The organism is Vibrio sp. V30_P3S12P165, from assembly GCF_009904905.1.
Classification (GTDB): domain Bacteria; phylum Pseudomonadota; class Gammaproteobacteria; order Enterobacterales; family Vibrionaceae; genus Vibrio; species Vibrio fujianensis.
On sequence record NZ_WXWH01000036.1, the window covers coordinates 117,647 to 141,993 of the forward strand.

Below are 24,347 nucleotides of genomic sequence, written 5' to 3' on the forward strand. Positions count from 1 at the left end.
GGAGAGACACAATGCATTCAGCATTATGGGTAAGTAAAACGGGTATGGCAGCCCAAGATACTAAAATGACAGCCATTTCGAATAACTTAGCCAACGTAAACACGGTTGGCTTTAAACGCGATCGCGTTGTATTTGAAGACTTATTTTACAGTATTCAACGCCAACCGGGCGCGCAAGTTGATCAGATTAATGAGTTACCAACCGGCGTTCAGCTCGGTAGCGGTGTTCGTGTGGTGGGCACACAAAAAGTCTTTACTCAAGGGAATACCCAAAATACTAGCCAACAGTTTGACCTCGCGGTTATGGGGCAAGGTTTTTTTCAGATCGAAAACACCGATGGCCAAATAATGTATACCCGTAATGGGCAATTTCATATCAATTCAGAAGGTTTGATGGTGAATAGCCAAGGTCTACCGTTGGAGCCGCAAATTCAAGTTCCAGATAACGCTGTTGCAGTCTCTGTTGGCGTTGATGGTACGGTAACCTCGGTCAGCAATGATGATCCGACACCACAGCAGCTTGGACAAATTACTCTAGCTAAGTTTATTAATCCGGCGGGCTTGGAAGCGGTAGGTGGAAACCTGTTTAAAGAAACTGAGGCCAGTGGGCCAGCCAATGAATTGATTGCTGGAGAAGATGGAGTGGGTCAGATTAAACAGGGCTCATTAGAAGGTTCGAATGTTCAGGTAGTTGAAGAAATGGTCGATATGATTACTACTCAACGAGCCTACGAAATGAATGCGAAAGTGGTTTCTGCTGCGGATGATATGCTCAAGTTTGTCGCGCAATCGATGTAAACAATAGGGTGATGGTGAAAGAGAACGTGATGAAAATATTTTCCCGCGCTTGGGTTGTTGGTGCATTACTTTTGGTTGGCTGCTCTGGCCTACCAGAGCTGGTTCCTCCTTCGCCAAACAGTGAAGAATATGCGCCGCCAAAACTCGATTACACTTTACCTGAAGCGAAGTCAGGCAGTCTTTATCGTCACCAGTATACGATGACTCTGTTTCAAGATCGTCGGGCTTATCGAGTTGGTGATATTCTGACGGTTTTACTTTCTGAAGAAACGGAATCGAGTAAAAAAGCCGGAACCCAATTTGGCAAGAAATCCGGGGTGAACTTGGGCATGCCGACCATTGGCGGCAAAGTCATTGATGAGTTGGGCGTTAGCATTGATGGCAATCGTAGCTTTGATGGTAGCGCTTCCAGTTCGCAAGGAAATAAATTACAAGGTGCCATCACCGTGACCGTACATGAAGTCTTACCCAATGGTGTTTTGCGTATCAGTGGTGAGAAGTGGCTAAGACTCAATCAAGGCGATGAATTTATTCGCTTAATGGGCATCATTCGAGTGGATGATATCAGTCGGAGTAATCAGGTTTCATCGAAAAGAATTGGTGATGCAAGAATTACCTATTCTGGTCGCGGTTCCTTGGCGGATAGTAATGCTTCAGGTTGGTTAACGCGATTCTTTAATAGCCCTTGGGTGCCTTTCTAATGAAACAAATCAAAATCTTTCTTTCAGTATTTCTCATCGGGTTGGTGTTGGGTATGGCACCGGTAACTCAAGCGGAAAACAAAATAGCGTTAATGGATTTGGTTGATGTGCAAGGTATTCGGCAAAACCAATTAGTCGGCTATGGGTTGGTGGTTGGTCTTGATGGGCAGGGTGACCGCAATCAAGTTAAATTCACCTCACAATCCATCACCAACATGCTTCGTCAGTTTGGTGTGCAAATCGACGAAAGCATGGATCCTAAACTAAAAAACGTTGCCTCAGTGAGCGTGACCGCTTCCGTTGATCCCATGGCTGGGCTAGGACAAACGCTTGATGTCGTCATCTCTTCTATTGGCGATGCAAAAAGCTTGCGAGGAGGAACATTACTCTTAACGCCGTTACGAGGAATTGATGGCGAAGTGTATGCCGTTGCGCAAGGCAATGTTGTCGTTGGGGGGGTATCGGTTGAAGGAAGGAGCGGTTCTAAAGTTCAGCAGAATATCGCTACCGTAGGGCGCATTCCTAGTGGGGCAACTCTAGAGCGAGAGATTGCCACCGACTTCAATGAACGTGAAGAAATCACCCTCAATCTACGCAAACCTAGTTTTACCACAGCCAAGAATATCGCTCGTGAAATTAACAACACTTTTGGCCCTAATGTCGCTAAAGCCATTAATAAGGCACGGGTAGAGATGCGAGCGCCGATGGATACACAGCAACGCGTGGTTATGATGTCGATGCTAGAAGAAATGAGTGTGACAGAGGGAAGAAAACCTGCGCGCATTGTCTTCAATTCTCGCACTGGCACGGTCGTGATTGGGCAAAATGTGAAGGTGGCAGAAGCCGCCGTTAGTCATGGTAATCTCACGGTGCGTATTTCGGAATCACAACAGGTGAGTCAACCGAATGCCTTTGCTGATGGTGAAACCAAGGTCGTAAATCAGAGCGATATTGATATCAATGAAGAGGAAGCCCAGATGGTGATCTGGCCCCCAGGTACAGACATTAATACTATTGTTAATGCAGTCAATAGCTTAGGAGCGACTCCCAGTGATTTAATGTCAATTTTACAAGCCTTGAACGAAGCGGGCGCACTGAATGCTGAATTAGTCGTAATTTAAAAGGGAGCCAAGATGAAATTAGACACCAACCCAGAATCGTCTCAATTGGGTAACATCTTGTACCACGACAATAATGCCTTGAATCAAATCAAAAGTAGTCGTGATGATAAAGCCGCTATTGAAGCGGTTGCCGGGCAATTTGAAGCCATGTTCTTACAAATGGTATTACGCCAGATGCGTAGCAGCAGTGATGTGTTAGCCGATAAAGACAACCCTTTTGTTAGTAAGCAACAAGGCATGTTCTTAGATATGTATGATGGACAGTTAGCGATAGAGTTAGCCAAAAAACAAAGTTCAGGGATTGCTAACCTGTTAGTACAACAACTGAGTCCATCAATGCGTGAAGTTGAGCTAACCGGCAGCATGGCGATAGAGCCTGCCAATGAAATTAAGTTCTCCCCTATCGGGTTAGCGCCGGTAGGAAGGTCGCCACACGATAATCACGCTGAGCAAAGCGTCAACTCGGCGATTAACGTTAACGCAGAAGCGGTCGCCTCTGTTAAGCAAGTACTAAATGAGGTTGGCATGACGACGGCGTTTTCTCAACCACTTGTTCGAAAAATGGAGCTGTAGATGAGTCTCGTTAATATTGCCTTGTCGGGTCTGAATGCCAACCGTGTCGCGCTAGAGATAACCGCGCAGAATGTCGCTAACGTCAATACTGTTGGCTATAGTCGTCAACAGGCGGTACATGCCGCGATTGGCTCTGGTACTTATGATCGACTCAGCCCTGGCTCAGGCGTCGAAGTCACCAGTATTCGTCGGGTAACTGAACAATTTTTAGTGAAACAAACGTGGTTAACGAACAGCCTTGCAGGTTATGCTTCAAGTTATACCAATAACATGAGTCAACTTGAGAATACCTTGTCTGCTGATGGTTTTAGTATTTCAGCTGGGTTAGATACCTTATTTACCTCGCTCAATGATGCAACGGTTAAACCTGAATCGATTCCTTACCGTCAACAAATTATCAATGAGTCAGAAGCGTTATCGCATCGTTTCCATACCCTCAGCCAATCATTGCATCATCAGCATAAGGATATCAGCGACCAGCAAAATGCTGCTATATTGCACGCCAATAGTTTGATGAGCAATATTGCGGATACCAACAAACAGATCGCTGAAATGCAAGGCACCGGAGGTAATCCTGCCCAATTATTGGATGCCCGAGATGCGTTAATTGGCGAGCTTGCTCAAGTGCTCGAAGTCAGAACAACCGATCAACCAGACGGCACGTTACAAGTGACGTTAGCATCAGGACAACCGTTAGTGATAGGTGCAGAAGCGGCGAAACTCAAAGCGATTCCCGATCCTGCTGATCCCTATATGGCGGATTTGCAGGTGGAATTTGGTAAGCAAAATTTTGCTATCTCTCATGCGGTTGGTGGCAAGTTAGGGGCGTTAGTTGATTATCAACATGACGTGTTAAAGCCAAATCAACGGGCGCTCGATGATATGGCTCAATCGTTGGCTGATGAATTTAATCATATTCTTGCGACGGGGAAAGATCTGAACGCAAACACAGGTAAGCCGTTATTTCAGTACGACCCCACCAACCCTGCCGCAAGCTTAAGCATTACCGATATTCAACCTGAAGAGTTGGCTTTTTCTGAAGATGGAACACCTGGTAACTCCGATGTGTTGAGCCACTTAATCGAATTAAGTAATAAAGCGGTGAGCGTAACAGGTTACGGTTCTTTAAGCTTGAATGATGCATTCACTGCCATGGTCGGGCAAACCGCGATCAAGGCCAGACAAACAACTGCAGACTTTGATGCCAAAACAACAATGAATAAACAAGCGATTGCGGCTAGAGACAATGTCAGTGCCGTCAATAGCGATGAAGAAGCGGCAAATTTAATGGTATTTATTAATGCTCATAACGCGAATATGAAAGTGATCAGCAAAGCCAACGAGCTTTTCGATTCCGTTCTTCAACTAGTCTAAAAAGGAAGTTTTGATGCGAATCAGTGATAGCCAATTTAGCCAAATTATGTTGCAAAGTTTGCAAGGTAATAATGCGGGTTTGGGGCAAGTCTTACAACAAATGTCAACCAGTGACCGTTTAACGAAGATTTCGGATGATCCGATGGCATCGATTAAGCTGCTAAATCTTGAACGGGAAGGAAGTGCAATCGATCAATATCAATCTAATATTGCGAATGTTAAAACGACACTTTCTCGTCAAGAAACACATTTAGATTCGGTCAATGAAAGTTTAAAAAGTATTCGCGACCTTGTGTTGTGGGGAGCAAATGGTTCACTTACCGATGTTGATCGTGATGGAATGGTGACGGAACTTAAAAGTTTAAGGGATGCGGTTGAATCGTCCTTTAATGCTCAAGATGAAGAAGGGCATTATCTATTTTCGGGAACCAAAACCAATAAACCAGCGATACAACATAGTGGCGGGGCATATATTGTCGATGGAAACAGCGATAAGCGCGTGGTTACTGTGGCTAAAGGCGTAACAATGGAATCAAATGTCACTGCGAAGGAGATCCTTGAGCTGGGTGGCGGGAATAATGTTCTTAACCAAATTGATACGCTGATTAGCGAATTTGCGGCTCCGAGTGCAAATTTTCAGGCAACGGTAGACGCGACGCTGAGCGTGATTGATCAAACCTCGGCAAATGTTTTAGGAGCAATGACTAATATTGGTGGGCGTTATAACAATCTAGACTTGCTCAATAGTGCTCATGGTGAGAACAAGTTGTTTGTTGATAAAGTCAGCAGTGATTTATCCGCGCTTGATTATGGTGAGGCTTCCGTTCGTTTGAGTAAATATCTTGCTGCGTTGCAAGCCACTCAGGCCAGTTATGTCAAAATCAATGAACTTAGTTTGTTTGATCGGTTATAAGGTTAACAAGTTTTATGGTAATGAGCACGGTGAAGGTTAAGCCGCATGGTATTCGATTGGCGGGGCAAGAGCAGCCGCCAATAACACCGATTCGTTCAGCGAATTTAAACAGTAAGATTACCCCGCCTTTATCCACTGTTCAGGCTGCTCCTATCTCAGCCTATTCTGTTTCTGGTTTTTTGTTGACACAAGGTCAACAGCAAGCAACTTCTGTGCAAATTGCCTCAAAGTCCTTGCAAACGATGGGGAAAGAGCTGACAGGGATGAAGCGACTGTTAACCCAAGCTTTAAATGGCGGCCCACAAAGTGGGCCAGCTAAGCAAGATGAGTTAATCAAGTCCAAGAATACGCTGCATCAGGCTTTACAACAGGCTCAATTTGATGGCAAAAGGGTGGTCGATAATCAGCTGAACTTAAACTTGGATAACGCTGATATCCGTCGCTTTTCAATCCCAGGATTAAATATTCATCGACTAAATGAAAAGGCAGAGCATGTTCGGTTAGACTTTCCACAAGGTCAATCGGTGATGATCCAATTTGATGGCCAATCGGACGGTAAGCGGATGGTTAACATGCTTGACCGTAGTGTGATTCCGATGGGAATGAGAGCATCGTTGAGTGACGATGGCAGCATCGTATTTGAGGCACAAGAAGGGCTTTATCATCAAATGCAGCAGCGGGTACTGGTAACGGGCCAAGGGCATCGTTTTCCCGCGGGGCAAGCTAACGCGATTCATTTGAAAGCGGAGCCAGAAGGTGTCTCAGAATTAATGTTTGATTTAGGGTCGCGTGAGGGAATCAAGCAATCGATATCTAAAATTAATCAGCATTTGAATCGTGTTCATGCCAGTTTGCATCAAGCTAAGTTATTTCATAGTCAGCTTCACACCCAAATGCAGTCCTTGCAAACGCAAACAAACCTTGCCTCAACGGCTCAGGTAAACGACATGTTAGCGGGGGTTATTCACGCATCAGAACATTTTACTGGCACATTCCAAGCCATGAATGCTCAAGCAAATGTACGGCGTCATAGCGTAGTCGCATTACTTAAATAGCGCATCATGGGTTTATACTTGGGTGGATGATATGGTCAATCGATCGGCGACTGACGGTGATCAGGAGCCCGATCCACTGCTTAAAATTAAACCGTGCTTTTATACTAAAAAGAAAAAATACAGAAAACAGACAAATGCCAATAAGGTCGCCGATAAGATAGGATAAATGATGTAGGAATCTTGTCTTTTGGTTCTTTGAAAACAGATAAATGTGAGCAATACATTGTAAATGAGCAGCAGTAGGCTAATCAATGTGCCACTATTGAGTGATAAATTCCATAATTGAGTTAAAAAGAACCCAAGCAAAAGATAGTCTAAAATGATTAACCACAGAAAGACTTTTTTTAAGCCATCTTTTTTAGCAAGTTGATTGGGTTCTGAATACATAGCGGCACTCAAAAAGAGAGAGTAGATATATTAAAAGAATAGGCCACTGTTGACAGTGACCTATGTTTTATATTTCTTTCAACGGGTTAGCTTTAGTGTTATCGCTCGCATCAGAAGAGACTTCTTTGCGTAGAACCGGTTGGTTAAATTCAGCTTTCTCTTTGGCTTTTTGTAGCGCAGAGTCATCTTGATGGCCAAAAAATGTATCTAACACCGCGGCGGCGGGCGTGGTCAGCACAAACAGCTCAACTCTTCGGTTTTCACTTGAGTCGGGTTCCGCTTGGTTGAGTAAGGCACGATCAGACATACCGGTGACTTGCATCACCCGTTCCTCAGGCATTCCGCCAGCGACTAAGGTTTTTCTTGCCATGTCGGCTCGATTGGCTGACAGAGCCCAATTAGACTGCTTACCCACCTGATGCCTAAAGGGGGTAGCATCGGTATGACCACTGATGATTAATGGGTTGTTGATGCGTTGAAACACCGGAGCCAATTCCAAGAGTAAATCTTCAAAAAAAGGCGTTAGTTTTGCCCCTCCTCGACTAAACATATGCTGTTTATAATCATCTTGCAGAACCACTCTCAAGCCTTGTGGTGTAATGGTGACATTAACATTACCCTGAGCGCTTATTTGAGCCATCATTTCATTAATCACCTTCGCAAGTAAGGCTAATTGCTCTTGGGTATCAAACGAGCCCGGTATAAGTGAGTCGCTCTCAGGCCCGTCACCATTGCCCTGAAAAAATGAACTTACGACATGGTTTGAATTGTGTCGACTTAATACCGACGAATCTTGAGCCAAATCAATCGGTGAAATGCTTTGTGCGGTATCGAACGGATTACCATAGCTCTGATCAAAAAAACTTGAACTGTTAAGGTGAGCGACAATGGCTTTGCGCTCATCTTGATCAACAACTTGTAATACCCATAAAACGAGAAATAAGGCCATTAATGCGATCATAAAATCAGCAAAGGCGACTTTCCATGCGCCGCCATGATGTTCATCATGGCCGTGCTTTTTAGCGCGTTTAAAGACCACATGTTCTTGTTTTTGCATTAACCCTCCTGTTCAGCTAACCATTTTTCCATCTGATTGAAGGTCGGTTTTATGTCTAGCTGAATATGTTTACGCCCTGCGTCGATGGCAAGTAGTGTCGGCTTTTTGGCAATGTAAGCGACCAAGGTTGCTCGCACACACTCAAATGCAGACATATCGCGTTTTACTCGTTGCGCCATCGCATTACTGGTTGGGTCTAAAAAACAGTAACAGCCAAAAATACCAATAAATGTGCCGACAAGGGCGGCAGCAACGTGATAGCCAATCAGAGCAATTGAGCCATCAATCGCTTGCATTGTAATGATAATGCCACCAACAGCGGCCAATATACCAAAGCCCGGTAGTGCTTCTGCTGTTCTTTGCAATGAACGGGAAGGAAGCAGAAGATCCGTTTGAATTGCTTCGATTTCTTGTTCTAGTAATCCTTCTAATTCATGAGGCGACATTTGTCCCATTGCCATTAAACGTAAATTGTCGGTAATGAAAGAAACGAGTCTGAAGTCACGTGAAACACGCGAATATTGCGCAAAAATTGGGCTTTGTTCTGGGGTTTCAATATGAGTGTCGAGAGACTTAAAGCCAGAGCTGCGAATGGTTTCAAGTAGAACTTGTAACAGTGCCATCAACTCCATGTAATATTCACGTTCATCTTTGGGGGCTGACAAGATCATGCGCAGTTGTCGCCGCATTTCTTTTAATACTTGCGGGGGGTTACCGACAATGGTTGCTCCGATAGCTGCGCCACCGATAATTAAAATTTCAGCGGGTTGCCAAATAGCTAGCATACTACCGCCTGCCCACATATAACCGCCGAAAACACTCATGAGGATGATGAGTGCACCAAAAATTTTTTGCATGAGTAACTCCTAAGAAGTCAGGTAATGATTAAGTTGTTTGAGTGCTTGTTTGTGCAGTTGACATATCCTTGGTGGGGTGAGATTTAGCACCAAAGCAATTTCATGTAAGTTAAGTTCATGCTGATAGAATAATGTCAGTATCAGTTGGTCGCGTTTGGTCAATTGTTGAATGGCGGACTCAAGACTACGACGAGTGTGTTCATGCTCCATGCCATCATAATCACCACCAAATTGGGCATGACTGTTCATTTCGAGTAATTGATCAAGGCTTTGCATTTCACCCGCTAAGGCTGCATTTTGACGAGCATAATAATCTTGCTCGTCAGTGCCGAGCGCTTTAATTATTTCTGCATCAGTTGGCGGTCGGCCCAATGTTCGGGTCAGATCTCGAGTAACATCATTGAGTTCGTGTGCTTCCTGACGTGTTTTTCGTGAGCGCCAATCTAGTCGTCGTAGCTCATCTAAAATCGCCCCTCGAATTCGGCATACGGCAAAGGCTGGGAAATTAGGGTCTTGAATATCGCCATAACGTCGTCCCGCCTCAATTAAAGCCATTAGACCGATTTGCTGCATGTCTTCGATACCACAATGCGTCGTCGCATGGACACGAAGTTGGTTTACGATTCGCTTAACAATGATCTGATGCTTTTGAAGTAACTCGTATTCATCGATTTTGTGATTCGATGTTGGGATCTGTTCTGTCGTTACATATTCGTCTTGAAAGTTCAGATCTAGCATAAATGAACTCCGTTATTGCACGACATATTTGGTTAATAAAACATCATCAATTGCTGAGATGATGGGGGTTCCTGAAAATGCTTTCAGTAACGTTTCTTTAACTTCTTTTTGTAGGGTTTCGATCGTTCCGGCTTGTTGCAGTTCGTCAAATGTTTTATGACTAAACAGCTTGAGCAATGAGTTCTGAATGATAGGCATATAGTTATCAATTTCTTTAATCTGCTCAGGTCTACGCGTTTCAATAGCCAGCTCTAACATCACAAAATGTGTTTGTTGTTTTTTACCTTTAACGGTGAGCACGACTCGGTCGAGAGAGTGGAAGGTTCGCTCTTTAGCCTCTTGTTCCTTTCCGCCTGCAAACGGTAGTGGGGCGTTTCCAATTAGGCTCTGGATAATGTTTTCTTCTCCAGTGTGTTTTAAGTACCAAACACCACCAACAACGGTGCCGACAGAAACGAGAGCACTGGTGATGAGCATAGCGAAAATCATGGCGAACATTTGTGGTTTGGTCATCATCTTATCCTCGATAACGAATTAGGCTTGAGTATTGAGCCAGTGTTCTGAATTTGTATCCATTGCGGAATGTGCTTCGTTAGCGGACACTCTCGCGGCAAAAATAGGGGTATTTTCCTCTTTTTGCGATGGATAGTGGTTTGGTTGACCACCGCCTTGTCCTGTCCCTATATTGACCTCGACATGGACGAAGTTTTGTTGTTGCAGCTCAGCACGTAAACGCTCAGATATTTGAGTTAATGCCTCGCGTGTTGCTGTGCTATTGGCGTTGATCTGAACATTGAGTTTATCGCCGTCAACACGCACCAATAGTTCCAGTTTTCCTAGCTCGGGTGGATCAAGGCGGATTTTTGCTTCTTGCATATGTTGTTGAGCTTGCAATGTGACTCGGTCATGGAGTACTTGCAGCATTTGCTCTCCCCACTTTCCAGCTTGGGTATCGATCTGTATGGATGCCCATTGTGAGCCAGAGGCTGGCAATGTTGTCACTGGTGTGTTTATGGCTGGGCCTGCATGATTGACCATGGGCGCGATGAGTGGGGAAGGTAAATTTCCCATCGCACTCAAAGAGCTCTGATTTTCCGTTTGAACTGATTTTATGATGTGGCTGGTTTGGGCTGACCATAATTCTGGTGATAGCGGTTGTGTCGCTTCCATCGGTACCAAGGGCGTAAATTTAGTTTCCGTGCTTAGCGAAGCCATCATGGGGGGTAAGCGTGTTGATTCGTTTTCATGCGTATTGAGCGGATCATGGGCGATCCTTTGCCAAAATGAGGAATAACCTTGCTCAGGAATTTCTTGCGTTGGTAAGGCACCACCAGTACTCAATGTTGGAAGAGGGATCAGTTGTCCAAATGGAGCTATAGATCCTTGTTCTGGGGCTTCTTTGGCTGGTAAGGCACCACCAGTACTTAATGTTGGAAGAGGGATCGATTGTGCAAATGGAGCCTCTGGGAGCTGTGTAGCATCGGTGAGGTGGAGATCATCGATAGCGATTTGATATTGGCTATCCTCAAACTTTAGCTCATCCGTGCTTGACCCTGTATTGGATTGGCGTAGATATTGTCCAAAGGCGGGCATAGAGCCCGATAGCGACGGTTCACTGGTATTTTTGCCAATTTTAGGAGTGTCCAAATCTTGCGAAGAAACGGCAGAACTGGGCGATGAAATAGCGATCATTCGATTATCTCCATTGGCATTGAGAGTTGATAAGCCATGGCTCGTTCTTGTTGCGCATCAAGCATAAGCATGTCTTGTTTTAACTGTTTAGTGGCGACGTTTAGCGCAGTAAATGCAGCCATATGTGCGGCTTTTAATCGTTGCCATTCTGCACCGAGTTCAGGATCACTAAGCGCTGATCGTTGGGTTGAGAGCAACGTCCTGACTTTGGCATCATAATGATGTAAAGCCTCCCAATCTGAGGCTTTTTGTGCGGCGTCGATTCGTTGGGCTAACTGAAGCAGGTAGCTTGATAGAAGGTTATGCTTGTTTGCCAAAGTTGACCCAGCCTTCTCGAATATTACGCATGACATGTTCTACATTGCTGAGTCGCGCAGCCTCATTTTGTACACTGGCGGTATAAAGCTCAACCTGACAAAAATCATAAAGTTGGTGAAGGTTTTGTGCGATTTCTCCGCCATTTTCTTCATCTAATGCGCTGGTTAATCCAATAAGAATATTCATGCATTTGTTGATACCAATCCCTTTTTCGGCCAAACGACCAGCGGTGAGGTGGCCACGTACACGTTCTAATTCATCCAATAAGCCATCAATCAGCATAACGACTAATTGATGCGGGGTCGCAGCAGCGGCTTGTGCATCAAGGTCGACTTGTTGGTATGAATCGTAGCCTGAATCCAGTAGCATAAATAGGTCTCCTAATGGGTTTGACCAAACATCGACATGGTCTGGTTCATTTGAGTCATTAAAGTGTTCATTTGGGTAAATTGTTTTAGATAGCGTTTATAAGAAGTATCGTATTTCCGTTCTAGGGTGGTTTGTTTGTCGGCAATTCGATCCATACTTGAACGTAGCGCTTCTTTACGGGAGCTAAATAGTCCCGATGAAAATTTTAAAAATGGTTCGGCCATGTTATCGAGACGATCTAACAGCGCATCCTTGCCATTAAACATGGCTTCAATTCCGGCACTGTTGTTTTTTTGTGCTTCTTTGAAACGCTCATTGTTGACGGAAAGTTTGCCATCTCGACTTGAGGTGATGCCCACATCACTGAGACGCATGCCATTGAATTCATTTCGAGTAATGGCAGTTAATTGGCTTTGAATTGAACGTAGCGTTGGATCATTTGCTAAGGCACCACGTTGTTTATTCTCTCCACCGATTCGGCCATACTCATCGAGTGTAGAGACTAAGTTATTGTAGGTTTCAATAAATTTATCGACCTGTTCTTTTGTCCCGTCATTATCTGGGCCAACCTCTAAGCTAATAGGCGACTCACCAGCGCTTTGCGCCTTAGTGACGGTCATATCGACGCCATCAATGACGCCTTCGAATTGATTACTTGCGTTCGTGAGCTTTAGCCCTGTATTTTGTGCGCCTAACCAAATCACCGCATCCTGAGGTGCGCTGATTTCCGTTGTATTGAGGAAAGCGTCTTCAAACCAAGTTTGTCCTGTGCCACTGGCACTGACATTAATGCTATTGGTTACCCCGGTTTTAGTACTCGATAACATGAAATGAGTTTGCCCGTTAGAGCGGACTAAGGTAGCGTTCACTCCTGGGTTATCATCATGGTTATTGATGGTAGTGACCAGTTCAGCCATCGTTGCTTGGCCATCACCATCACGATCGACGCTAGCCAGTTCGACATTCATAGTTTTGCCATCAATTGTAAAATCCAATGTTCCTGTGGCTGGAATTAAGCTTGTCGCCTGTAAATCATCAGGCATGTCTGTTGCGAGTTGATGAGCGCTGGCTACTTGTTCAATAAAAACTTGGTAGTGGCCAGGAAGAGCATTGGCATTGGCGTTACTACTAAAGAAGCCTTCTTGAGACAGGGTCGCTGAATTTTTTACGATGCCACTGGTACTGTTATTCATTTCATTAACCGCGGTGCGAAATTCTCGCAATGCACTTTCTACTTTTCCCAGTGCTGTCAGTTGCGTTTGATAGCGGTCTGACTGGGTTTTATAACGTTGCTGAAATGCTTGTACATCGTAAGTGGCCAATTGCGTGGCCATTGAAATTGGATCGATTGAACTCATGAGGTCATTCCTTATCTCATCTATATTTTGGTCATGCAAATCGAACAATAATGTCGAGACTTATTACTGAGATTAATTGTTAACGCAAAATGTGTGCCTAATATTTATTCATATAAAATCAAAGCGTTAATGTTATTTGTGTCTGTTTGCGGAAGTATGAATTCCTCTTGTGATGTTCCGCACTTCCGATAACTTGCGCTATAGTCGGGTTATTTTTTCTTTTGGGTTGATGTGATTAAAAAACCTCCCGATGGGAGGTTTTGGGATACAGAATGACAGCTTCGCATTAACGAAGTAGAGACATCGCCATACCTGGTAGTTGGTTGGTTTGAGACAATACGGTGGTGCCCGCTTGCATCAACATTTGGTTCTTCGTCATGTTCGATGATTCAACCGCGAAGTCTGCATCCATGATACGACCTTTAGCTGCTGTGGTGTTCTCAACCATGTTGCCAAGGTTAGTCATCGTGTGCTCTAGGCGGTTAATGTTGGCACCAAATTGAGCACGACTTGCACCGATATCTTCAATTAGACCTGCTGCGCCACTGATTTTATCCAGTGCGGCTTTGGCTTTCGTTGCATCATCAATACCATCGGTAATAGCGGCATCTGCAAGTGTGGCTGCAACTTTTTTAACGCTTGCTGAGGCATCGACATCCAGTTTTTCAGCAGAAGAGGCTCCAATTTGAAAGCTCACCGCACCAGCTTCGAAGGCTCCGTCTGTCGCTAGGAGTTTTTGGCCACCAAAAGAGGTGTTGCTCATGATGTTATTAAGCTCAGCGGTTAGCTGTTTAAATTCAGTGTCCATCGCAGTACGGTCAGCAGTACTGTTTGAGCCGTTGAGTGATTGGGTCGCCAAATCGTTCATGCGGTAAACGATGTTGGTCATTTCATCCATCGCACCTTCTGCCGTTTGCATCATAGAGATGCCATCTTGTGCATTACGCATCGCAACATTCATGCCACGAGACTGAGCTTCAAGGCGGTTGGCGATTTGTAGACCAGCGGCGTCATCAGCAGCTGAATTGACACGAAAACCGGTGCTCAAACGCTCCATGGCGGTATTTAAAAGACCACTTGTGTTGTTTAGTGTGTTCTGAGTAACAAGTGAAGCGTAGTTAGTGTGCATCGATAAAGCCATCTTAAGTCTCCTTGGGTTCTTAATTATTTTTTCAGGCTTCGGGAAATTCCCTAGCTATTGATTAGAGGCGGATGATTGGCCAAGAAGATTAATTAAAAATGAAGAAATTTTTTTATTTATCCAATTTTGCTTGGTTTTAGTGACGTTTATTCCAATGTTGGAGCTTTAAATGAGACGGATGATGGTATATCACTGAAATAGCCAAAGTAATAACTGGCTCCTAAGAGTCGATAGTGGTTGAGTTCATTTTGATTGGCGACTCGGCTTGCTACCCATGTGTAACGATATTTTCTTAAGAATCGCGCAATCGGTAAAAACGCTTCTCTGTGTGTTTTGTCTTCTAAATTGACGACTAATTTGATCATGTCTGGTTTAAAGGCATGAATGCGGTCTAAGTCAGGTTGATTGGTGGAGACTTCTATCCAGAGTAAAAAAGCATTTTCGCGTAGTTTTTCGATAAGTTCAGCGCAATGATCGCTATGATACGCAGTGCTATCTAATTGTATTGACGGGATAATATGCTTGAAGGCTTTGGCGTGATGTTCGATAGCCTGATTGAGATAGCGTGTGCCACTTTCCCATAATAGTGCACTTATCCGAATAGGAACCACTACGTTACTGATCAGATCGGGGTGAAAGGTTTCCATTTGAAACTGTGCCTGACGAATGGCTAAATAAAGGCTGTAGAGATCTAAACATAACACCATGGTTTCTGATAAATCAAAGTGGTAAACACTTTGTTCACCAGAGTAGCCAAAACGTAGTGTGAGGTGTTGAAATTCAACTTCCCCCGAATGCGCTTGCCGGATTGCTTGGCAAGCGTGTCGAATATCCTGATTAATAAAAGCGTCATACACAATTTTATCGTCATCAGTGGTGATGTTTTGCTTCATTAATTTGCATAAATGCAAATAGATTGCTTGTGCTGAAGTGAGATTAGCCAAGATTTCCTACCACATTGATTTGTTTATTTTCAGGAATTTCATTATAGGATAAAACGGCTAGACCTTGCGTGAAAGTACGTGCGTATCGAGCCAGTAAGGGACGTAATTGCGGCATAACTAATAAAATTGGCGTCAGTCCTTGTTGTTTTAACTGTTGCTTGATCAAAGGTAAGTTCTGTTGAAATTGCCTTAAGATATTCGGTTCAATCGGGAAACTATCGAGCATTGTCGGCCCATTTTGTTGTGCTTGCTGTAGTGAAGTGAGCAGGATTTGTTCTAACTCATCGGAAAGTGCATAAACACTGATTTGGTCTTTTTTTCCGGCGATTAAGTTGACTAACGTTCGACGTAACGTGCAGCGAACGTCGGAAGCGAGCAAGATAGGATCTTTGGTATTTTCTGAGGACTCTAACATGGTATTGGCAATACTACGGATGTCTTTCAGTGGTACTTGGTCGAGCAACAGCTGGCGGTATACTTTTAATTGCTGAGCAGGGGTTAAGGCTGCGCTAAGCGCTTCCGCTAGTTTAGGGGCTTGAGCCATTAAACGGTGGTTCATTGCTTCAACATCATCGTGAGTGAAAAGATCGGCAAGGTTAGTTTTCATCACTTTACTAATGTGGGTTGCAATAACGGTCGAGTCGTCAACAACTTGGTAACCCATATTTAGCGCTTTTGCTTTATCATTATGCACAATCCAAATAGCAGGTAACTGATAGGCGGGATCACTGCCCAATATACCGTCAATTTCACCATAGGTTTCACCGACGGCAATCGCCATGAGCCTATCTGGTTCGATAAAGCCCTCCTCAATGACTTCGCCATTTAAGGCAATGGTGTATTGATTGGGTTTTAATGCCAAGTTGTCTCGGATTCGTACTTCAGGAAGTAAAAAACCAACTTGTTCCGATAGATTGCGTCTTACACCCCGAATGCGTTGAGTCAGTGGAGCCCCTTGTTCTTTATTGACTAGGTGTACGAGACGATAACCAAGTGATAGCGCGAGGGTGTGTATATGAGGAATGTCGTCCCAAGTCAGTTGGCTTTCTTCCTCGTGCATCGCTTGGGATATGGCTTCTATTTGCCCCATTTGATGGTCTTGGACTGGTTTTTTCATTTGCCGCCAGCCAGCAAATCCAAGCACGGCTGAAAAGGTAAAAAATGCGACATGCGGCATACCGGGCACACTACCGATGATGACCATAATGCCAGCAACAGTAAACAACGTGGCTGGGGTTGCCAATAATTGTTTGTGCATGGTTTCTGACATACCGTTGTCAGTGTCATTAATTCGGGTAACGATGATGGCAGCAGCGGTTGCTAGCAGTAGTGACGGAATTTGTGCAACCAGACCATCACCAATGGTGAGTAGGGCATAGGTTTTAAATGCTTCAGAGGCAGAAAGGCCATGTTCAAACACACCAATGCTGATACCTCCGATAATATTGATAAATAAGATCAGTAGGCCAGCAACGGCATCTCCCCGAACAAACTTAGAAGCACCGTCCATTGAACCATGAAAGTCAGCCTCGTTTGCTACTTCTTTGCGCCTTGATTTCGCGGTTTCTTGATCAATTAATCCAGCGTTTAAATCGGCATCAATCGCCATCTGTTTTCCGGGCAGAGCATCGAGAGTAAAGCGGGCAGATACCTCGGAGATACGTTCGCCGCCTTTTGTGATCACAACGAAGTTAATGATCATCAAAATAACAAAAACCACCATACCCACGACATAGTTACCACCAATAACCACCTCACCGAAAGCTTGAATGACTTTACCGGCTGCGTCGCCACCGTTGTGCCCTTCAAGTAATACAATCCGAGTTGATGCAACGTTCAATGTCAGTCGTAAGAGTGTTGCAACCAGCAACAGGGTTGGAAAGATAGAGAAATCAAGAGGTCTCTTTGCGGTTGTACTGACGAGCAAAACCAAAATGGCGAGAACAATATTGAAGGTAAAGAGAGCATCCAGCAATAATGGTGGCAGTGGCAAGATGACCATCGCTAATACCATCAACAATACAATGGGTATGCCGATGTAGCCTTTTGTGGAAGTTTGGATCTGTTGTAACCGGTTAAGCATGCTCAGGTATCCTTGGGTAAACACGGGTTAATCAGTGTTGCAGGTGTTTAGGTATCGAGAAAATGGGTAATGGATGGGGTTTTTTACCCGCGCCTTTGCGAAAAGCCTTTAATTGCAATACGTAGGTCAGAATATGAGCGACAGCAATATAAAGTTGACTTGGAATCGCTTGTTCGATGGCGGTTGTATGATAAATGGATCGAGTCAACGGTGGAGCATGAATAATTTCCACATGATTTTCTCGGGCAATTCTTTGAATGTGAAGGGCGGTTTCATCTACTCCCTTTGCCACCACAAATGGCGCTTCAGCTAGGTTAGTGTCGTACTTTAATGCCACCGCGTAGTGAGTTGGGTTAGTGATGATGACATCGGCAGTGGGAACCATTTTTTCGATTTTACGGCGTGCAAATTGCTGTTGTATCTGACGAATGCGCTGTTTGATCTCGGGGCGACCTTCGTTATTCTTAAACTCTTCTTTTAGCTCTTGCTTTGTCATTTTTAGCTGTTTTAAGTGTTCCCATCGTTGGTAAGGGACATCAATCACACCAAAGATCAACAAAGCAAATCCCATCAAGAGCAGGCCATCAAATAAAATAGACATGATTATTGTCACGCCTTGGTTGAGTGGTAAATTTTGCATACCTAACAAGGGTTGGAGGTGATTATCTAAATAACCATACAACATGGCAAAAATCACACTGACCTTGAGGGTGGATTTTATTAGCTCAACCAAAGAGCGAGTTGAAAACATGCGTTTTAGCCCGGAAAGTGGGTTGAGTTTGCTTAACTTGGGGAGCACATTGGCAGGACGAAATAGCCAGCCTCCCAGTAACAATGTACTAGCGATGCTGACCACAATAATGACCACAAACATGGGGAGTAGCAGTTCAATCAGTATGGCGAGAGTTTGGCCCAATTGTTCGATCATTTGATTTGGCGAGGCCAGATCGTCTTTGGTCAATGTCATGTTGTAACGAAATATGCCGATGATACGTTGGCTAATTTGCGGAAATTGCGCATAAAAGTAGAGGGTAACGGCTAAGAAAATGACCGCGGTTGTCAATTCTTTTGCGCGTGGAATTTGCCCCTCCTGTCTTGCCTTTTTTATTTTTTGCGGGGAGGCTTTTTCGGTTTTATCCTGTGACGATTGATCGCTCATACTCCCCCCATCATAAAGCGATGCAAATACTGCAACGCATCGTGAACTAAGATGGTATAACGGCTTGGTACACCTGAGATGGAAATCAGTACACTAAATAAGCCCAGCAGCATCGTCATTGGAAACCCCAGTGCGTATATATTTAATGCTGGCGCGGCACGGTTCATCACACCAAAGCTGAGATTGGCAAGTAACATCGATACGATCGCCGGTAATGCAAGGGCGAGCGCTGACGTAAACATCCACCCAAAAATATTGATCACTCCTTGTATAGACAGGAGAGAGAGACCAGAGCCGACCGGCCAGACCACAAAGCTTTGAATTAAAATATCAATAACGAGCAAATGCCCCTCTAAGGCTAAAAATAGCAAGGTAGAAAATAGTAAGAAAACGCGGCCTAAAATAGCGACAGAGAGCCCATTGACAGGGTCATTCATCATTGCCATGCCTAGCCCCATTTGCAATGAAACAATTTGGCCTAGCATGGTGAAAATAGTGAAAAGCAGGTGGAGAATTAAACCAAACATCATGCCCCAGATGGCTTGTTCAAAAGCTAAAAATAAAGAGGTGAGAGAGAATAACTCCACTTCAGGCATCGCTGGCATGAGAGGGGCTGAAATCACGACAATCGATAATGCCAATAAGCTCCGTACCCAAACGGGGATCAGCGCATCGCCTAAAAAAGGCATTGAGATAAAGACAGCACCAATACGAAAAAAAGGCCACCATAATTGACCAAGCAGCGCAGAAAGTTCAGTAAAGGTGAAGGCCATTAACCGATCATCCCCGGAATGTTATGAAATAAGTAATCAAACAGTTCCATGATGTTGCGCAGCATCCAGTGCCCAGCAAAAATAACCATAAGCAGCGTGACTAAGAGCTTAGGAAGAAAGCTTAATGTTTGTTCGTTAATTTGCGTGGCGGCTTGAAATACCGCGATGCCTAACCCCAAAATAAGGCCGGGAACCACTAAAACCGCCACGATCAATATGATCATCCAGACTGCATCTGTAAATAAGGTCACGGTCATTTCTGGTGTCATGAGCGATTTCTCCTTGTTAGCCAAAACTGGCAGATAAGGTGCCAACCGTCATCGCCCACCCATCAACTAAAACGAACACCATCAATTTGAAAGGCAACGAGACGATCAGCGGCGATAGCATCATCATCCCCATCGCCATGAGTACACTGGCAACGACCAAATCAATCACAAGGAAAGGAATAAACAGCATAAAACCGATCTGAAAAGCGGTTTTTAATTCGCTAATCACAAAGGCAGGAAGTACAACAGCAAAGGAAATATCTTCCACCTTTTGGTTTATGGGTTCATTAGCAATGCGCAGCATTTGTTCTAGAGCGCTTTGATGCGTTTGAGCAAGCATAAAATTTCTAACCGGCTGCTCAGCTATCGCAAATGCTTGAACGAGCGTTATTTCGCCATCATCATAAGGTTGAAAAGCATTCTCGTAGATGTCAGACCAAACCGGTCTCATGATCAAAATACTCAGTGAGAGTGCGATACCGACAAGCACTCGGTTCGGCGGGCTTTGCTGCAAACCTAAAGCCTGCCTGAGAATGGCTAATACAACGATAATCCGGGTAAAGCTTGTAGCCATTAAAACAAAAGCAGGCAAGAAGCTTAATGCCGTCATTAATAACAGGATCTGTAATTTGACACTGTATTCTTGCTGTGTTTGGCCATCACTCACCGATAGAAAAGTCACCCCACCTTCGGTGGCAAATGTTGGAAATGACATCATGCTCAATAACAAAATTGCCATCCATAGTGTGCGGTTTGAGCCGATTGATACGCTTTGGTTTATCACGGTTTATTGACCGACACCAGCTAAGGCTGAATCAAGAACATCGATAAGTCTTAAGCCATACTTGTCATTAATCACCACCACTTCGGCATGTCCCATGAGAGCACCGTTAACTTTAACATCCAGTGGTTCACCATTGAGTTTGTCTAACTCAAGCACAGTACCTTCACCTGCTTTCATCAAGTCGCCTAGAGCAATTTCTTTACTTGCAACCTCTAAAGTAACGGTGACCGGAATATGTTTAAAGAAGCTGAGATCCCGTTCAGTCACCGTCGCTGCAGTGGTAGAAACCTCGGCATCAAGATCTTCAAGTTGAAAGTTATCAAAGTTAATATCGTCGGTGTCGAACGTGGTGTTATCAAAAGATTCGCTCATGAGTGCGATTCCCTATTTTGGTTAAAAATCAATACGAGTTGGCCGTCGTTTTCAGCAACGCGACCGGAAAAAAGCGTTTGGTTACCAATGCTTAAAGGAACGTTATTTAGAAGCTCGATGGGCAAAATATCTTCCGCCTGAAGTTGTATAATCTCACTCAACGGCATGGTTTTTTTGGCTAGTATCGCGTTAAGACGTACAGGAGTAGACATTAACGCTGTTTTGAACGGCAAGGTGAGATCTGACTGCGATTGAAGTTCAAATTGGTCGATAAGTGTTTGTATTAATTGTCCATCCAATTTCAGGTGGAGCAAACCGACACATTCATTCAGCGTCACAGTGATTTGCACATCAAGACCAATGCCACTTGTGGGCTGGAAATGATCATGTTGCCACATATGACTTGGCGCTAACCAATCGCCCATTAACTTACTGATTTTTTCTTGGATCCGGATGTCACTGCTTGTTAAAGACAACGTTGTGCGCGCTACCGGTGCACCATAAAAGCGATCAGCCAGTGTTATTAATAGTGCTGTATCAGTATGAATATAGATCAAACCACCGGCTTGATGCCGCAATGTCGAGGTGTGAGCCGCTTCCATTTCTGCTGGTGAAAAAGAGTGTAACTCGACAGCCTGCAACTGCGATTCAATTTGGTTGGTTTTTAGCCATTTCTGTAGCTCATGAGTTAAGCCATTACAAGACTCTGAAATTAAGTCAAACAATTTTTCACGTATAATGTGAATTGGTTTGCCTAATAATTCTACATTTAAAATCTGCTCGTCTGAATTAGCCATTTAAACTCTGCTTTACCTATATTTTGCTTTATTTTAACAAATGGTATTTATTTCCGGTTTGGACGACAGTTTACACAGGGTTATTTATTTTTTATTAGCTCGATATTTTGATAATGTGACATTGCTTCACGTTTTGACATTGGCTTGACAAAGTGTTGTTCAATTAAATTCCAAAAAAAGGTAATTTACTCACCATTAATTAGATAACAAAAATAATTTGTTTTTTGAGCGTTTTGACGTTTTTTTATACCTGGTAGTATTTGTCTGTTAAAAGCCGTTTTGTATAAAATCGTCATGATGGTTTGAATCTTATTGAGCAACGGATCTTGCTTTAAAAATAGACAGTAGAAAGCAAGGATGTTGGCTCAGGTTAAGGTTTTTATATGACATTTTATGGCCTAAAAAACAGTAATAAGGCATATCTAAACATCTTCTCAAAATCATCGAATAATCAGAAGTATCAAAAGATGAAAAATTTTTTTACATTGTTTTTTGCTGCTTATTTATTATTTTTTTCGATGATCTTATATGCTTCTGAAAATAAAATTAATATACCAATGGATTTGTCTGACTGGTCATTTCAAGGAAGTCAATTGGAATGTAATTTAATTCACTCGGAAGTTCCGCAGGGGAAGTTTTATTTCCGCTCGGTTTCTAATAGTGATATTTCTTTTGTGGCAAAAGTAAGTGGTAATGATAAATGGAGTCAAGCTGAACTCCAGAGTATTCAAGCACCATGGCAAAGAGATTCTAAAGTTTTAGTGATCGAAACGCTTGAGCCCAAAAAACACCAAACAACATTTAGATTTAATCAGCGTATTGTTGAGCTTTTAGGTGATATACAACATGGCCGTTGGATCCAATTATCCTTCACTGGAAATCAAGGTTCCATGACATTAATTGTGCCGACAATTCATAGCCAATCATCACTTGAGTTGTTTAATCACTGCCGTTCAGAACTGCCGAAAATGACCTTTGCTCAAGCGCGAGACGTTGTCTTGTGGTTTGCTTCTGGGCAAATCGCATTGTCGCCTGATCAAGTCCAGCAACTGGACGCCTTAAGCAGTTATATCAACAAGGATTCTCGCATCAACCGAATTTTGATTGATGGATATACCGATAATCTCGGTTCATCAGCGTCGAATCTTGTTGTCGCTAGGAAACGAGCAGAGACAGTAGCACAAGCGCTTATTCAATTGGGCGTGGATAAAACCCTGATTGAGATAAGAGCGCATGGCTCGCGTTATCCTATTGCAAACAATCAGACGGTTGGTGGAAGAGCGAAAAATCGGCGCGTTACACTGAGGCTGGTGAAAGGTAATGAAGACGTCGTTCCTTACGATCAACATGACACACAAATGATAAAAGGTAATGGTTGAATGATGGCGAAGATGGAAGTTTTATTGGTTGAGCCAAATGATGCTTTTGCTCAGCCTGTTTTAAATGTCTTACACAAGGCTGGCTATGCTCCTCGCCACGCTCGTACCGGACGCAGTGCTTTATTAGAAACGCGAGCCAAAATTACCTTGGTAAGCTCTAACCTACCCGATATGTGTATTCGGGAGTTTGTCGCGTGTCATCAAAAGCACTCTCACTCAGGTGTGGTGATTGCTATTGTTGAGCAAGAGCAAGGCATTTTGGCGGCAGAGACAATGAAAGCGGGAGCAACCGACTATTTGTTACGCCCATTTGAAACGAATCAGCTTGTGAGTTTACTGACTCGAGTTGAAGCACTGGAAAAGCCTCTCGCCAATATTGTTGCTGAATCTTGGCGAAGTAAGCAGGTTTTGCAACTAGCCCATCGTGCTGCTTGTACTTCTGCCAGTGTGCTGATTACTGGTGAGTCTGGTACCGGTAAAGAAGTGTTAGCTCGTTATATACATGAACACAGTGCCTGTGCAACAGGGCCTTTTATTGCTGTTAACTGTGCGGCCATTCCAGAATCGATGTTAGAAGCGGTCTTATTTGGTCATGTTAAAGGGGCTTTTACCGGAGCTACCACTTCACAAAGTGGTAAATTTGAAGAAGCCCATGGTGGAACCATTTTACTTGATGAAATCGGTGATATGTCGCCGGCGGTTCAAGCTAAGTTATTACGTGTACTTCAAGAGCGTCAGGTGGAAAGAGTTGGCAGCCACAAAGTGATTGATCTTGATATCCGAATCATTGCAGCGACCAATAAAAATCTATGTGAGGAAGTGCAAAAAGGAACTTTTCGTGAAGATCTCTATTACCGTTTAGACGTACTTCCGCTGCATTGGCCACCATTAAGAGAGCGTAAGGAAGATATTTTACCAATTAGCCATTTCTTTATCGAAAAATATCAAGGGCGCAGTCAATGTTATCTGTCTCAAGATGCGGTCGTCGCGTTGAGTCAATACCACTGGCCTGGAAATATTCGAGAATTAGAAAACGTTATTCAGCGAGCACTGATCATGCGTCATGGTGATTATATTACTGCTCCAGATTTGATGTTGCCGGTGGAATTGGCGGTTCAAGCATCCTCAGTAGATCGTGTCGCCAGTTTTGGACATATCGAAGCGAAAAAACAAGCCGAGTTTCAGTTTATTTTGGATAAGTTACGCCAGTTTGGTGGTAATCGTACAAAAACCGCTGATGCGCTCGGAGTCACGACTCGTGCTTTAAGATACAAGCTTGCGGCGATGCGTGAGTATGGGATCGATTTACAATCAGTACTTGGCTCGGCAGCCTAAA

The 24,347-nt window shown here is 43.8% G+C and carries 27 protein-coding genes; 9 read left to right on the top strand and 18 right to left on the bottom strand.

Annotation, left to right across the window (positions count from 1 at the left end):
- Positions 1-11 precede the first annotated feature (11 nt).
- Genes flgG through CAG57_RS07860 form a run of 7 tightly spaced genes read left to right on the top strand, consistent with a single transcriptional unit; the run spans position 12 to position 6,534 of the window.
- Complete coding sequence (flgG, locus tag CAG57_RS07830) at positions 12-797, top strand: flagellar basal-body rod protein FlgG (protein ID WP_099611926.1); 786 nt, start codon at positions 12-14, stop codon at positions 795-797.
- 29 nt (positions 798-826) lie between these two features.
- Positions 827-1,498 (top strand): flagellar basal body L-ring protein FlgH, encoded by a 672-nt coding sequence (flgH, locus tag CAG57_RS07835; RefSeq protein ID WP_161428355.1) that lies wholly within the window; start codon positions 827-829, stop codon positions 1,496-1,498.
- The gene (locus CAG57_RS07840; RefSeq protein WP_161428356.1) at positions 1,498-2,619 is read left to right on the top strand and encodes a flagellar basal body P-ring protein FlgI; all 1,122 of its coding nucleotides are present in this window, start codon (positions 1,498-1,500) and stop codon (positions 2,617-2,619) included. Before flgH ends, CAG57_RS07840 begins: the two co-directional genes overlap by 1 nt.
- A 12-nt stretch (positions 2,620-2,631) precedes the next feature.
- Positions 2,632-3,192 (top strand): rod-binding protein, encoded by a 561-nt coding sequence (locus CAG57_RS07845; RefSeq protein WP_099611929.1) that lies wholly within the window; start codon positions 2,632-2,634, stop codon positions 3,190-3,192.
- On the top strand, positions 3,193-4,566 hold the full coding sequence (flgK, locus tag CAG57_RS07850; RefSeq protein ID WP_161428357.1) for a flagellar hook-associated protein FlgK: 1,374 nt from the start codon (positions 3,193-3,195) through the stop codon (positions 4,564-4,566).
- A 13-nt stretch (positions 4,567-4,579) separates the two neighbouring features.
- The gene (flgL, locus tag CAG57_RS07855) at positions 4,580-5,479 is read left to right on the top strand and encodes a flagellar hook-associated protein FlgL (protein ID WP_099611931.1); all 900 of its coding nucleotides are present in this window, start codon (positions 4,580-4,582) and stop codon (positions 5,477-5,479) included.
- A 14-nt stretch (positions 5,480-5,493) separates the two neighbouring features.
- Positions 5,494-6,534 carry a flagellin gene (locus CAG57_RS07860; RefSeq protein WP_161428358.1) on the top strand — a complete coding sequence of 347 codons (1,041 nt, stop codon included), beginning with the start codon at positions 5,494-5,496 and terminating at the stop codon, positions 6,532-6,534.
- A gap of 99 nt (positions 6,535-6,633) precedes the next feature.
- Here CAG57_RS07860 and CAG57_RS07865 read toward each other — a convergent pair whose 3' ends face one another.
- From CAG57_RS07865 to CAG57_RS07950, 18 genes are all read right to left on the bottom strand, one after another.
- Complete coding sequence (locus tag CAG57_RS07865; protein WP_099611932.1) at positions 6,634-6,921, bottom strand: hypothetical protein; 288 nt, start codon at positions 6,919-6,921, stop codon at positions 6,634-6,636.
- 67 nt (positions 6,922-6,988) lie between these two features.
- Positions 6,989-7,978, bottom strand: a complete 990-nt coding sequence (locus CAG57_RS07870) for a flagellar motor protein MotB (RefSeq protein WP_161428359.1) — start codon at positions 7,976-7,978, stop codon at positions 6,989-6,991.
- Positions 7,978-8,835 (bottom strand): flagellar motor stator protein MotA, encoded by an 858-nt coding sequence (gene motA, locus CAG57_RS07875; RefSeq protein ID WP_099611934.1) that lies wholly within the window; start codon positions 8,833-8,835, stop codon positions 7,978-7,980. The genes CAG57_RS07870 and motA overlap by 1 nt, the downstream gene beginning before the upstream one ends.
- Positions 8,836-8,844: 9 nt before the next feature.
- Entirely contained in the window at positions 8,845-9,573 is a 729-nt protein-coding gene (locus CAG57_RS07880; protein ID WP_161428360.1) for a FliA/WhiG family RNA polymerase sigma factor, read from the bottom strand.
- Between the two features lie 12 nt (positions 9,574-9,585).
- Positions 9,586-10,086 (bottom strand): flagellar basal body-associated FliL family protein, encoded by a 501-nt coding sequence (locus CAG57_RS07885; protein WP_099611936.1) that lies wholly within the window; start codon positions 10,084-10,086, stop codon positions 9,586-9,588.
- Positions 10,087-10,107: 21 nt separating this feature from the next.
- Positions 10,108-11,265 (bottom strand): flagellar hook-length control protein FliK, encoded by a 1,158-nt coding sequence (locus CAG57_RS16055; protein WP_237665772.1) that lies wholly within the window; start codon positions 11,263-11,265, stop codon positions 10,108-10,110.
- Positions 11,262-11,582, bottom strand: coding sequence for a LafD (locus tag CAG57_RS07895; RefSeq protein ID WP_099611937.1), 321 nt, complete (start codon positions 11,580-11,582; stop codon positions 11,262-11,264). The genes CAG57_RS16055 and CAG57_RS07895 overlap by 4 nt, the downstream gene beginning before the upstream one ends.
- Complete coding sequence (gene fliS / locus CAG57_RS07900; protein ID WP_099611938.1) at positions 11,566-11,952, bottom strand: flagellar export chaperone FliS; 387 nt, start codon at positions 11,950-11,952, stop codon at positions 11,566-11,568. The genes CAG57_RS07895 and fliS overlap by 17 nt, the downstream gene beginning before the upstream one ends.
- Before the next feature lie 11 nt (positions 11,953-11,963).
- Positions 11,964-13,310 carry a flagellar filament capping protein FliD gene (fliD, locus tag CAG57_RS07905; RefSeq protein ID WP_161428361.1) on the bottom strand — a complete coding sequence of 449 codons (1,347 nt, stop codon included), beginning with the start codon at positions 13,308-13,310 and terminating at the stop codon, positions 11,964-11,966.
- Between the two features lie 286 nt (positions 13,311-13,596).
- Positions 13,597-14,451: a lateral flagellin LafA gene (gene lafA / locus CAG57_RS07910; protein ID WP_161428362.1), complete on the bottom strand. Its 855-nt coding sequence runs from the start codon at positions 14,449-14,451 to the stop codon at positions 13,597-13,599.
- A gap of 146 nt (positions 14,452-14,597) precedes the next feature.
- Positions 14,598-15,395 carry an EAL domain-containing protein gene (locus CAG57_RS07915; RefSeq protein WP_161428363.1) on the bottom strand — a complete coding sequence of 266 codons (798 nt, stop codon included), beginning with the start codon at positions 15,393-15,395 and terminating at the stop codon, positions 14,598-14,600.
- A complete protein-coding gene (gene flhA / locus CAG57_RS07920) occupies positions 15,388-17,478 on the bottom strand; it encodes a flagellar biosynthesis protein FlhA (RefSeq protein ID WP_161428364.1) in 2,091 nt (696 codons plus the stop codon). The genes CAG57_RS07915 and flhA overlap by 8 nt, the downstream gene beginning before the upstream one ends.
- Positions 17,479-17,509: 31 nt before the next feature.
- Complete coding sequence (gene flhB / locus CAG57_RS07925) at positions 17,510-18,637, bottom strand: flagellar biosynthesis protein FlhB (protein ID WP_161428365.1); 1,128 nt, start codon at positions 18,635-18,637, stop codon at positions 17,510-17,512.
- Complete coding sequence (gene fliR / locus CAG57_RS07930) at positions 18,634-19,410, bottom strand: flagellar biosynthetic protein FliR (protein ID WP_161428366.1); 777 nt, start codon at positions 19,408-19,410, stop codon at positions 18,634-18,636. The genes flhB and fliR overlap by 4 nt, the downstream gene beginning before the upstream one ends.
- Positions 19,410-19,679, bottom strand: a complete 270-nt coding sequence (fliQ, locus tag CAG57_RS07935) for a flagellar biosynthesis protein FliQ (protein WP_161428367.1) — start codon at positions 19,677-19,679, stop codon at positions 19,410-19,412. The genes fliR and fliQ overlap by 1 nt, the downstream gene beginning before the upstream one ends.
- Before the next feature lie 16 nt (positions 19,680-19,695).
- Positions 19,696-20,397: a flagellar type III secretion system pore protein FliP gene (gene fliP, locus CAG57_RS07940; RefSeq protein ID WP_428767380.1), complete on the bottom strand. Its 702-nt coding sequence runs from the start codon at positions 20,395-20,397 to the stop codon at positions 19,696-19,698.
- Positions 20,398-20,466: 69 nt separating this feature from the next.
- Positions 20,467-20,835 carry a flagellar motor switch protein FliN gene (gene fliN, locus CAG57_RS07945; protein WP_161428368.1) on the bottom strand — a complete coding sequence of 123 codons (369 nt, stop codon included), beginning with the start codon at positions 20,833-20,835 and terminating at the stop codon, positions 20,467-20,469.
- Entirely contained in the window at positions 20,832-21,632 is an 801-nt protein-coding gene (locus CAG57_RS07950) for a FliM/FliN family flagellar motor switch protein (RefSeq protein ID WP_161428369.1), read from the bottom strand. Before CAG57_RS07950 ends, fliN begins: the two co-directional genes overlap by 4 nt.
- A gap of 383 nt (positions 21,633-22,015) precedes the next feature.
- Between CAG57_RS07950 and CAG57_RS07955 the strand changes: the two genes are divergently transcribed.
- Positions 22,016-23,011: a MotY family protein gene (locus tag CAG57_RS07955; RefSeq protein ID WP_161439518.1), complete on the top strand. Its 996-nt coding sequence runs from the start codon at positions 22,016-22,018 to the stop codon at positions 23,009-23,011.
- 3 nt (positions 23,012-23,014) lie between these two features.
- Entirely contained in the window at positions 23,015-24,346 is a 1,332-nt protein-coding gene (locus CAG57_RS07960) for a sigma-54-dependent transcriptional regulator (RefSeq protein WP_161427746.1), read from the top strand.
- Position 24,347 lies beyond the last annotated feature (1 nt).